Genomic DNA, 11748 nt, shown 5'->3' on the forward strand with positions numbered 1-11748 from the left:
AAAAGTCTGATAGCTATTTCTCTTCCCCAACCGTTCCGCCTCTGATAAGATATTCACAAAAGAACTGCGAATGGAGGAATGGTGATGGGTACCCTGCAAAATCGAGTCGCCATTATAAGCGGAGCCGGAACGGGTTTGGGGCGCGCAGCATCGGTCTCTTTTGCGGCGGCAGGCGCGGATGTCGCGGTTCTCGGGAGACGTCTCTCCAAGCTTGAGGAAACCGCTTCGCTCATCAAAGCAAAGACAGGAAGGGATGCCCTGGTTTTGCAGACGGATGTTGCCGAGGAGCAGCAGGTGCAGGAAGCCATTGCGGCGGTTATCGCGCATTTTGGAAAAATCGATATTATATTGAATAACGCAGCCGTGTTTGAATCCGGCACGGTGCTGGAGTTATCTTCGAATGAATGGCAAAATCAAATTGCCACCAATTTAACAGGGCCTTTTTTGCTGACGAAAGCAGCGCTTCCAGCCATGCGCCAAGCAAAATACGGCCGGATCATTAATATAACCTCCGGACTGTCCTGGAACGGCGCAGGCGGCTATGCCGCTTACAGCGCAGCCAAGGCCGGACTCGAATCGTTAACGCGCACGCTCGCGGGCGAGGAGCATGAGCATGGCATACTTGCTAACCTGTATAACCCGGGAACGCTTCGCACCGAAATGCATGCCACCGGCAAAGATCCGGCCATTGTAACGCCGGACCTGATCCGATTGGCCAGCCTGCCTGCGGGCGGCCCTACAGGAACAATCGTTTCCTACGGCTGATATGACGCCCGGCATAACCATGCACAAAAAAACCGCTGTAACCTGCCAGGCGTTTGCCCTGCTGGTAACAGCGGTTTTTTTATTATTCCGGATAAGCTAGCTGTGCTCGATCAGCTCAATCCATTCATTGTATTCGGTTTGCAGCTTCGAGTACTCGTTCTTCAGCTTGTGATGCTGCTCCATTAAGTCAGCGTGATCCTCCGCCAGCTTCTCCGCGGAGCGTGCCGCTTCATCCCGCTCATAGACGAGCGACTCCAGCGCGCTCGCTGCCTCGTCACGTTCATTCGCAAGCTGTTCTGCCCTGCGCGCAGACTCTTCCCGCTCTTGAGCGAGTCTGGAAGCATGCTCGCTAAGCTCTTCCTTCAGCTCGGAGGCAGCAGCCGCTTCCTGCATCGCTTGCTTTAGCCGCTCGCGCATCAAGCTCTCCTCTGATTCGCGCAATTTCTTCTCTTGCTCCAGGCGGCTGGCTTCAGCCGCTGTCAGCTCCGCGAACTCCTGTTGTTCCTTCAGCTGTATGCTCAGCTCCCGTTCACGGCCCGCTGCCGCTTCCAGCTGCTGCACTGCAATTCGCTCGCGGGCTGCCGTCCATTCCAGCTGCTCGGTCAGTTCCTGCTCCCGAGCCGTAAGCTTCTCCAGCTCTGCCTTGTAGGTTTGCTCGCCATCCGCGGCGGAAGCTGCAATTTGTTCGATTTTGTCGAGCTGCGCCTGCAGCTTCTGAATCATCGTCTCGTAATCATGCTTCTGTTGCAGAAGCAGCTCCTCTTGATTCGCCGACAGCTGCTTTACCAGCTCGTCATGCTCGGACGCCAATTGCTGAAGACGCTTCTCGCGCTCTTCCTCCAGCTGCCTCCGCTCATCTTCCTGCTTGGCCGCAAGCGCAATGTAACGCTCCTCGTACTCGTCGACCAGCTGCTCGGAACGGGCTGCCTCCTGAACGGCAAAAGCTTTGGACTTCTCCTCGTACTCACTGGCGAGCTGCCTGTTCTGCTCCTCATACTGGTCCGCCTGCTCGAGAAGCTGCTCCTCGTATTGGTTTACCAGCTGCTTGCTCCGAGCTTCGTGTTCAGCAGCTTTCTGCTCCAATTGCTCCTCATACTCTCGGGCGAGCTGTCTGTTCTGCTCCTCATACTCGCGGGCAAGCTGCTTGTTCTGCTCTTCGTACTGAAGCGCCTGCTCGAGAAGCTGCTCCTCGTAGTGCTGGACAAGCTGCTTAGACTGCTCTTCAGCCTCTTCTGCTTTACGCTGTGCTTTTTCCTCATACTGCCTAGCAAGCTGTTTATTCTGCTCTTCAAGCTGTACGGCTTGTTCGAGCAGCTGTTCTTCATGCGCGTCGGCAAGCTTTCTTTCATGCTCTTCACGTTCAGCCGCTTTCTGACTGATTTGCGCCTCATAGTCGTGCACGAGCTGCTTGCTTTGTTCTTCGTATTGCACGGCCTGCTCTAGCAGCTGCTCTTCATATTGGCTAGCCAGCTGCTTCTTTTGTTCCTCATGCTCGGCAGCTAATGCCTCTATACGGGCATCTCTTTCGGCTGCCAGCTGGTCAATTCGCTCATTGCTCTCCGCGGTCAGCTGTTTAAACAGCTCGTCGTTTTCTTCTTCTACGACCCTCAGCTGTGCTTCATGCTCCTGACGCAGCGTATTAATTAGCTCGCGCTTCTCTTCTTCAAGCACTTTTAATTGCTGCTCATGCTCCTCGTGCAGCATATCCCGCTGCTGCTCCAGCTCTGTACGCAGTCTAGCTTGGAACTCATCCCTTAGCCGCTGCTCCGTAAGTTCCTTCTCTTCAAGCTCAAGCTCAAGCTGCAGCTGCTGCTCCTCCTGCTGCTTTTGCAGCTCCTCCAGCTGAAGCAGCGTCATACCCTGCTGCTGTTCCCTGTCCAGCGCTTCTTTCAGCCGCTGCTGCAGATCCGTAGCCCGTTTGTCCGCTGCGGACACGTGGCTGCGCTCATGGGCAAGCTTTTGCTCCAGCTCTTGGATCTGCGCGGCAGCTTCGCTCCCATTCTCCTGCAGCTCCTGAATCTGGCGTATCGTTTCGTTCAGCTCGGTTTGAACGAACTGTACTTCGCTTTCTTTCTCGTTTAAGCTGCTCTCCAGCTGAGCAAACGAGGTTCTTGAGGCTTCCTCCTGCTCCATGGCCTGAACAAGCTGCTCTTCCGCTTCAGTAATCCGATGCTCGAGCGCTTGCTTATCCGCCGCCCAGCCTTGCTGAATCTCCGCAATTTGCGCTTGCAGCCTGCTGCGCTCCTCTAACCAGCCGTTTCTGCGGCGCTCCAGGTCGGCACGGAAAACCTGCTCCGCTTTTGCTGCTTCAGCCTTCCAGTTCTGCTCCCGCTCCTCGCTTTGGCGGGCAAGCTCCAATTGCGAGGTCTCGGCATGGGCAAGCCAGCTTAGCTCCCGCTCATCCCACTTGCTCTGCCAGCTGTCCGCCAGCTCCGTAAGCTCTGACTCTTTTTCCTCCTTGATGGTTAAAAGCGAGGCTTCATGCTCCTGCATCAAGGCTTTCAACTGCTCGTCCTTATCCTGTCTAAGCGCAGCCAGCTCATTCGCTTTCGCGCTTTCGAGCTCCGATAGCTGTATCTCCTTCTCAAGTTCAAGCTCCAGCTGCAGATTTTCTTTGGCCTCTTTCAGCTGCGATAGCTCGGCTGCCCACTGTTTTTGCAGCTCTGCAAGCTCGATTTCCTTATGGTTTTGCAGCTCCGCCAGCTCCGTATCCTTCGAGCTGCGAAGCTCAGCCAGCTGGGCTTCAAGCACTCGCTTCAGCTCATTCAGCTCGGTATCCTTCTTGGACTGGATCTGTGCCAGCTGTTCGTCTTTCTTGGCCCGCAGCGCCGCAAGCCGCTCCGCGTTTTCCTCCGTTAGCCGGGCAATCGTTTCCTCCTGCGCCTTCATGGCTTCCGCAGCGGCAGCTTGCTCGGCAGCCGCCTGCTCGGCGGCAAGGGACAGCATCTCCGCCAGCTCGGCTTCTGCCGCCGCTTTGGCCTTCTGCAGCTGTTCGCTCGCCATCCGCTTCGTCTCTGCCAACTCTGCCTGCAGCGTAACGGCCTGTTCGCCGACCTGCTCCAGTTCCCTAATCAGGAGGTTCAGCTTAGCTTCCTCCTCCAGCAGTCTCGCATTATCGCGTCTTAGCCTAAAGACTTCCTCCGTTATTTGTACGGCGGATAGCACTGCCAGCTTCGGCATATCGAGACGCGGATAGCCCTTGGCCAGCTTTTTCATGCTTTCGTCGATTGCTGCCGCAACCCTTTTCATATATTCCACATTGGAATGGCCTTTTAATTTATATTGAACTCCATATATATCAACCGTAACAACCGTATTTTCAGCATCCATTAAGGCGAATCCTCCTATTGTACAAGTAGAGCAAGCGTAGACGGCTGTCGTCGTCCATGTAAAGGAGCTGCTTTCATTTCGCGGTGAAATATAGGCATATGGATCGTTGCAAAAAGATTTATGCCTCATATTTAAAAGGAAAAAAGCCGCATCGATAGCTCACTAGGAACTATTTCGATGCGGCTTTGAAGGTTTCCTGCCTATTTGCGTAATTCAGCTGCAAAAGATTGTTCTAATTGTAAAACAACCTTCCCATGCAGCTCCGTTACCTCTTCATCTGTCAAAGTACGCTCTCCATGGCGGTATACAAGCGACAGCGCGACGCTCTTCTTGCCTGCTCCGAGCTTCTCTCCGGTGTATACGTCGAAGACGCGTACCGACTCCAGCAGCTCGCCTGCAATATCCCAAGCAACGCCTGTCAGCTTGGCAGCCGCAACCTCTTGATCGACAACGACAGCGATATCCCGCTGCATTGCAGGATAACGCGGAAGCACTTTATATTCGATGTCGGAATCGGCAAAATCGTAAACCAAGTCCAAGCCGATCTCAAGCACGTACGTGTCCGCAAGATCCGCCTCCAGCTGGAGCGTCGGATGCAGTTGGCCCACGTAACCGATGACTTCATTGCCTTTTGGCGTATGAAGCAGAACGGCAGCCGTACGGCCAGGGTGGAAATGCTCTGGCTGCGCCGCTTCGTAAGACACGCTCGCCGTTAATCCGAGGACGGCAAATACCGTTTCCAAAATACCCTTCGCGTCGTAGAAATCCACCTGCGCCGCTTTTGCGTTCCACTGCGCCTCCGAACGGTTCCCGGTCAGGAGAGCCGCAAAACGGTGCTTCTCTTGCGGAAGGCGAGTCAGCTGCTCTTCATCGGTATGGAATACGCTGCCGATTTCAAATAGAGCCGCTGAATCATTTTTACGGTTGCGGTTATAGGCCGCCGTTTCAAGCAGCTGTGCGATCAGCGTCGTGCGCAGTACGCTCCGATCCTCGCTCATCGGCATGGCAAGCCGAACGGGATTCGTATGCTCGGCCAGTGCAGGGAACAGCTTCGTCCGCTCCGGTCCCGTGAAGGAATAGCTGACGACTTCGTGCATTCCGGCATCCGACAAGCGTTTACGCAGCTCGCGGCGGATGGCCTGCGGCTTCGTCAAGGAGCCTGGCACGACATCGCCATGGATGAGTGTCGTCGGAATCTCATCGTAGCCGTGTAAACGAGCAACTTCTTCGATGAGATCAACCGCGCGCGTAATGTCGCCGCGGCGCGTCGGCACGTTCACGGTGAACACGTTGCCGTCAGACAGCTCGTATTCAAAGTGCAGGCGCCCAAAAATCGTTTGAACCTCCAGCCTCGAGAGCTCCGTTCCGAGATAGCCGTTTATTTTGTCCAGCGATACCGCGACCTTGGCCGGCTTCGCCTCTGCTGAAGCAACCTCGACAATGCCTTCCGCGACTAAGCCTTGCGCAAGCTCAGCGATAAGCGCCGCCGCACGGTCGAGTGCAGGGATTACTCTTGCCGGGTCAACCTCTTTCTCGAAGCGAATGCTTGACTCCGAGCGCAGGCCAAGCTGACGTGACGTCTTCCGTACGGTACCGCCATCGAATTTCGCCGACTCGAGCAAAATATTGACCGTTTCACCGGTCACCTCCGTGCTTGCGCCGCCCATTACGCCTGCAAGCGCAATCGGCTGCTGGCCATCGGTAATCACGAGCATATGCGGCTCGAGCTTGCGTTCTTGGTCGTCCAGCGTTACCAGGGTTTCGCCGGCTTTCGCAAGCCGTACATCAATGCGTCCGCCTGGCAGGCGGTCCGCGTCAAAAGCATGCAGCGGCTGGCCGTATTCGAGCATGACGAAGTTCGTAACGTCGACAACGTTGCTGATTGGACGAATGCCTGCGGCGATCAAACGGTTTTGCAGCCACAAAGGGGATTCGCCGATTTTCACGCCTTTAATATAACGAGCCGAATAGTGCGAGCAATGCTCCGGCGCGCTGATGCTTACCGACACAAGGCTGTCCGCGCGCACGGTCGTATGATTGATGTTGGCGCTTGGCAGGCGAACCTCGCGGCCGGTTAAAGCACCAATCTCATAAGCCACGCCCAGCATGCTGAGGCAATCCGAACGGTTAGGCGTCAAATCCAGCTCAAGCACCTCGTCGTCTATTCCCAGCACTTCGCCGATAGGCGTCCCGATCTTCGTAGCTGCCGGAAGAACGAGGATACCCTCTTGCTGCTCCTTAGGCAGAAGCTTCTCGTTCAAGCCAAGCTCCTTCGCCGAGCAAATCATCCCTTGGGATTCCACGCCGCGCAGCTTTGCGCGCTTGATCTTGAAATCGCCGGGCAATACCGCGCCGATAACGGCAACGGGAACAAGCTGTCCCGCGTCGACATTTTTGGCTCCGCATACGATTTGCAGTTCTTCTCCCGTACCAACGTCAACTTTGCATACATTCAGCTTGTCAGCGTCGGGATGCTTTTCCTTCGATTTCACATAACCGGCAACAACGCCGTTTACGCCTTTGTTGCGGGATTCAACAACGTCGATTTCAATGCCGCCGCGCGTCATTTTCTCCGCAAGCTCTTCCCCCGTAAAGCCGGAAAGGTCGATATATTCGTTTAACCATTTATAGGATACATTCATCTCTCTTCTTCCCTTCTCTCAATGCTACATTCTTGCGAATTGTACTAAGAACCGCAGATCGTTCGTATAGAAATGACGAATATCGTCAATACCGTATTTCAATAAGGCGATACGCTCAACTCCCATGCCGAAGGCAAATCCGCTGACTTCCTCTGGGTCATAGCCGCCCATTTCAAGCACCCGCGGATGAACCATGCCGCAGCCGAGAATTTCGAGCCAGCCCGTATGCTTGCACATGCGGCAGCCTTTGCCCGCGCATTGTACGCAGGTAACGTCAACCTCCGCGCTTGGCTCCGTGAACGGGAAGAAGCTTGGGCGAAGCCTGATTTGCGCTTGCGCGCCAAACATTTGCTGCACGAATTGCAGCAGCGTGCCTTTCAGATCGCTCATCCGGATGTTTTTGCCGATCACAAGACCTTCGATTTGATTGAACTGGAAAGAATGCGTCGCATCGTCATCATCGCGGCGGTAAACCTTGCCCGGGCAAATGACCTTGACCGGTGTTTGCCCGTTCATCGCCTTCATGGTACGTACTTGAACCGGCGATGTATGCGTACGCATCAGAATGTCGTCCGTTACGTAAAACGAATCCTGCATATCGCGCGCCGGGTGGTTCTTGGGCAAGTTCAAAGCTTCGAAGTTATAATAATCCTCTTCGACCTCTGGTCCCTCCGCAATGGTATAGCCTAGACCGATAAACACATCCTCGATCTCCTGCGCCACCTTGTTAAGCGGATGCATGGAGCCTGTCGGCAGCTGTTTGCCCGGAAGAGTCACGTCAAGCGTCTCCGCAAGAAGACGGTTATTCGTCTCGGCTTGTTGGAATGCATTCTGCTTCTCGTCGATAACCGATTCAATTGCTGCACGGACATCGTTCGCAACCTGGCCGATCACCGGACGCTCTTCCGCGCTTAGACCGCCCATCCCGCGCAAAATTTCAGTCAAAGCCCCTTTTTTACCTAAATACTTTACGCGCAAATCATTAAGCTGCTGGGGAGTAGTCACTTGCTGCAGCTCCTGCAGCGCTTCTCCGCGCAGTCCTTCCAATCTTTCCTTCATTCTTCTTCGCCTCCATATCATCATCTCTAAATCATGCAAGCGTAAACGGCTAAGCCATACTATAGGAGGCTTAGCTATCGTTTCGCGGAGAAATATAAGCACTTTATAAGCTAACAAACTTATAAATTCTTATATTTATACAAAAAAAGGCCCTCTCTCCCTAAAGGGACGAAAGAACCGTGGTACCACCCTAATTCGGATTGCGCTCCTGCCTTTGCGAATGACCCATCAATGGTCATCGCTTGCCTGTCGGCGGCGGATTACAATCCCTTAGCCCCATAACGGCGGGAACCGGACTTTCCCTACTTGCGCCGCGCGGCAAGCCGCTGTGGCGTTTCAGGTGTCTGCTCCGGAGTGAATCTTCGGCAGCCTATAATCACAAAGACGCTCTCAATCTACGGCGTCTTCTCCCTGTGCGAAAGCACTGCTTACTCTTCTCCATCATCGCTTTACTGCGAATATGAAACAATAATCTATATTATATGCAATCTGATGCAGCGTTGCAACCGCAAACCTTGCATTTCGAATCGAATCAATCTAACGCCGTATAATTGATGATTTTTTTTTGCACACTATTCAAAAACGAGGACGGTGTGAAATTGTCGAGCGTATTCGAAGCAGTTGCCGATGTAATGAAAACATTAATAGATAACGAACCGAAACCCCCGCTGCATATAGGAGAAGCAATGACTTGCTGGACATACTTGACCATGCTGGAGGAAGAAATAGCGAATGTCCAGATCGGAATAAACACAACGACAGACAATGAACTGTTAGGCGCGCTTCAGGCATCAATGGAATTAGCAAAGGCACAATCAACAGTACTAAGGGATTTTATGCTGCTAGAAGGCGTGACTCTACCACCGGTATCTGAAAAAAAACCAAATTCAGAACCCAATTCAGTACCCATGGGCGTAAAGCTGACTGACGATGAAATCGCAAATGCACTTTCCGTTAAACTTGTTGCCAATTACATGATGTGTGCAACGGGTGCCGTGCAGTCTGTCCGCAATGATGTGGGATTGATGTTCGTTAAATTCCAAGCAGAGAAAATGAAGTTTGGCGCTTCGTTAAAAACGTTAATGCGTAAACGCGGCTGGATTAAAATTCCTCCATACTATGTTCCGAATGGATTGCCGACACCATAATTTCTAAATTTCCATTCAATCGGCACTCCTACACGAACCTTGCGGGATGCCTTACCTTGCCCAATGGCTTGATGAAGCATTGGCCAAATGAAGAAGACTTTATTTTCTCGGTCTTCAACGATGTATTATTCAAGTCGTATTTTGCACAATGTAATCTGCCGTACGTATAGCCATCGCAGCAGCGGTGAGTGAAGGGTTTGCGGCACCAATGTGAGGCAAAACGCTGTTTCCTGCGACATACAGGCCGGAAATGCCGTGGATTTGGCCATACCGGTCAGTAGCGGAGGTGAGCGGATCATTGCCCATGCGGCATGTGCCGAATTCATGATAATCGGCACCCGGTGCGAGTAAGCATAGGTCAGGCTTGCCGCTTTGGCCAGTTAACTGTATGCCGGCGGCTTGAGCAATCCGAGGGATATCCGCTTTTATTTGCTCGATAATGTCATTGTCCTTAGGGCTGTACGCAAAGCTGACACCGATCTGAGGTACGCCGTATTCATCTCGCCGGGCGGGATCGAGGTAAACCTGATTTTCGAACCTTGATTCCACGGTGCCAAACCCGCCAAAGAAATTCATCCCCCACTCCTCATGCAGCTCCTTCGGGGTATCGTGATACCAATAGTACGGACCAGGACCTTGAATTTGCACCTGATAAGGACGTTCAGCAGTCGATGGAACCAGGATCGCAAGCGTTCCTAATACTTCCGTAACAGCTGGTGTCCGAATGAGCCCATTCGTTACGACAAACGAATGGTTAGCGAGGTAATGCCCGATCGCCCGGCCGGGAATTCCGGAATGCAGAAGCAGTCTGGGCGCTTGCAGCGCGCTTGTACCGACAATGACGGTTTTGGCTTTTAAAAAATAAGTTTGTTTAAACGGATTACTGACCTCGACACCGGCGACTTTGCCCTCCTGCGTCACGATCCGCGTAGCGTTGGCATTCACCGCCAAGTCAAAGGGCGCCAAATTGAGCGCTTTGGCGAAAAACTGAATGGAGCTAAACGCAGCGGCAGAATGAATCTCTCCATATTTGGTAGGATCAACGTCAACGGCCATGGGACTTCCTGCTGCCTCGGGGAAGCCGCTTTGCCATAATCGATGCAATAATTCACTCGTGAGGGAAGAATCTTTGCTGTATGCGTTCGAGACATTCATTACTTCTTCGGCAATATTATAATACTTCGTCAATTCCTCATACGATATAGGCCAGTCCTTCATATCAAATCTTTGGAGCCGCGGACTGACCAAGCCCCAGAATTGCGTTCTGCCGCCAAGTGCATACAGCTCCCTAGCGCCTGAGAAGGAAGGAAGCGTTCTTCCAATCGGAACAGAGACGGCAGGGTTAGCAAAAAGACGTCCGGCACGGTCATTATTTAATGTCGGAACATTCCAGCTATGCGTTTGTAGAAGAAGCCCTCCCTTTTCGACAACGGCGATTCGTTTGCCAGCATGCATCCACTGCTCGCATAATCGCCATAAAGCGGCGCCGCCGCCCATGCCTGAACCGATAATAATAACGTCATATTCGGTCTCAGCCATATCGGCGAGAGAGGTGAGAGGAATCCATTGATCGAGAAATGGCATGGGATCTACGGGCGGGCAGGAAAAAAGCGTGCTAGGGGCAAGCGGCGAGTCCACGACAGGGATACGTATTACGGAGCCCGAAAGGTTTGAATTATGGACAGGCAGCTCCGGATTGGCCGCATGAAGCAGTTCGGTATCCAGATGATAGTGCTCGGCAATGGTTGCGAAAGTGTCATCCTTGCCAGCGACATAAAGCCTCAAAGCATCCACTTCCTCTTCTATCTTTTTATTCCTATATTATGTTTCGTTGTACCTGTCTGATGCCAAGGACTCGGTTGCGGCAGTAAGGTAATAGGTAATCACCCAAATAAACTGAAAACATACTATAGAAGAAACATGCAATACAGCAAGGAGAGCGGCTTATGATCAAAGCATGGATTGGCGGAAAAGCGTACCAGGAGAAAAGGGCCATACGCGTGACAGTCTGGAATGAATATATCGCGGAAAAGGATAATCCGGAGGTAGCCGCCGTATACCCAAACGGCATTCACTGCGCGATTGCCGATGGATTATCGCCTTACGGCTTTTATATTCATACGGCTGTATTAGAACAGCCGGAGCATGGCCTAACACCAGAAGTATTAAACCATACAGACGTCTTGATATGGTGGGGGCACTTGGCACATGAGCGAGTTAGCGATGAAGTAGTCGAGCGCGTTTATCATAGGGTATTAGGCGGAATGGGGCTTATCGTGCTGCATTCGGGCCATTTCTCCAAGCTGTTCGGTAAACTGATGGGAACGACCTGCCAGCTTAAATGGCGGGAGGCAAAGGAGAGAGAGCGCTTATGGGTTGTTAATCCTGCGCATCCGATCACGGCGGGGCTTGGCGAATATATCGAGCTGCAAGAAGAGGAAATGTATGGCGAATTTTTTGATATTCCGGCACCGGATGAGCTCATTTTTATCGGCTGGTTTCAAGGCGGAGAAGTATTCCGCAGCGGCTGCACCTTCTACCGCAGGCAAGGTAAAATCTTTTATTTCCAGCCAGGCCATGAAACGCATCCTACTTATTACCATAAACAAATCATTCGTGTCATTGCTAACGCGGTTCACTGGGCGGCATCCCCTCATGGCGCATCTCCCGTATTCGGAAATACAGCGGCTCTCGAGCAAGTGTAACATCACTCATAAAGGATAGCGTTCGTCTCTAGACGGCTTTCAAAATCCGGTAAACCGGATTTGCTGCTTGGCGTTGTTTTTGTCTTCGTTAGAATAGAT

General features: G+C 52.6%; 7 protein-coding genes. 3 read left to right on the forward strand and 4 right to left on the reverse strand.

Features of this window, described 5'->3' with window-relative positions; genetic code table 11:
* The first annotated feature begins 84 nt into the window (after positions 1–84).
* On the forward strand, positions 85–765 hold the full coding sequence (locus MRBLPE1_RS07850) for an SDR family NAD(P)-dependent oxidoreductase (protein ID WP_364143683.1): 681 nt from the start codon (positions 85–87) through the stop codon (positions 763–765).
* Between the two features lie 96 nt (positions 766–861).
* Here the strand turns inward: MRBLPE1_RS07850 and MRBLPE1_RS07855 are convergent, their stop codons facing one another.
* The 3 genes from MRBLPE1_RS07855 to pheS form a co-directional block, all read right to left on the reverse strand.
* Positions 862–4095, reverse strand: a complete 3234-nt coding sequence (locus MRBLPE1_RS07855) for a hypothetical protein (protein WP_364143686.1) — start codon at positions 4093–4095, stop codon at positions 862–864.
* A 200-nt stretch (positions 4096–4295) separates the two neighbouring features.
* Positions 4296–6737, reverse strand: a complete 2442-nt coding sequence (pheT, locus tag MRBLPE1_RS07860; RefSeq protein WP_364143688.1) for a phenylalanine--tRNA ligase subunit beta — start codon at positions 6735–6737, stop codon at positions 4296–4298.
* A 24-nt stretch (positions 6738–6761) separates the two neighbouring features.
* A complete protein-coding gene (gene pheS, locus MRBLPE1_RS07865) occupies positions 6762–7796 on the reverse strand; it encodes a phenylalanine--tRNA ligase subunit alpha (RefSeq protein ID WP_364143690.1) in 1035 nt (344 codons plus the stop codon).
* A gap of 599 nt (positions 7797–8395) precedes the next feature.
* On the opposite strand from pheS, the gene MRBLPE1_RS07870 reads away from it, so the two are divergent.
* Positions 8396–8944 (forward strand): DUF3231 family protein, encoded by a 549-nt coding sequence (locus MRBLPE1_RS07870; protein ID WP_364143693.1) that lies wholly within the window; start codon positions 8396–8398, stop codon positions 8942–8944.
* 129 nt (positions 8945–9073) lie between these two features.
* On the opposite strand, the gene MRBLPE1_RS07875 is transcribed toward MRBLPE1_RS07870, so the two are convergent.
* The gene (locus MRBLPE1_RS07875; protein WP_364143696.1) at positions 9074–10729 is read right to left on the reverse strand and encodes a GMC family oxidoreductase; all 1656 of its coding nucleotides are present in this window, start codon (positions 10727–10729) and stop codon (positions 9074–9076) included.
* Positions 10730–10890: 161 nt separating this feature from the next.
* Between MRBLPE1_RS07875 and MRBLPE1_RS07880 the strand changes: the two genes are divergently transcribed.
* Complete coding sequence (locus MRBLPE1_RS07880; protein ID WP_364143699.1) at positions 10891–11649, forward strand: ThuA domain-containing protein; 759 nt, start codon at positions 10891–10893, stop codon at positions 11647–11649.
* Positions 11650–11748 lie beyond the last annotated feature (99 nt).

The organism is Paenibacillus sp. LPE1-1-1.1, assembly GCF_040676435.1.
Taxonomy (GTDB): Bacteria; Bacillota; Bacilli; order Paenibacillales; family Paenibacillaceae; genus Pristimantibacillus.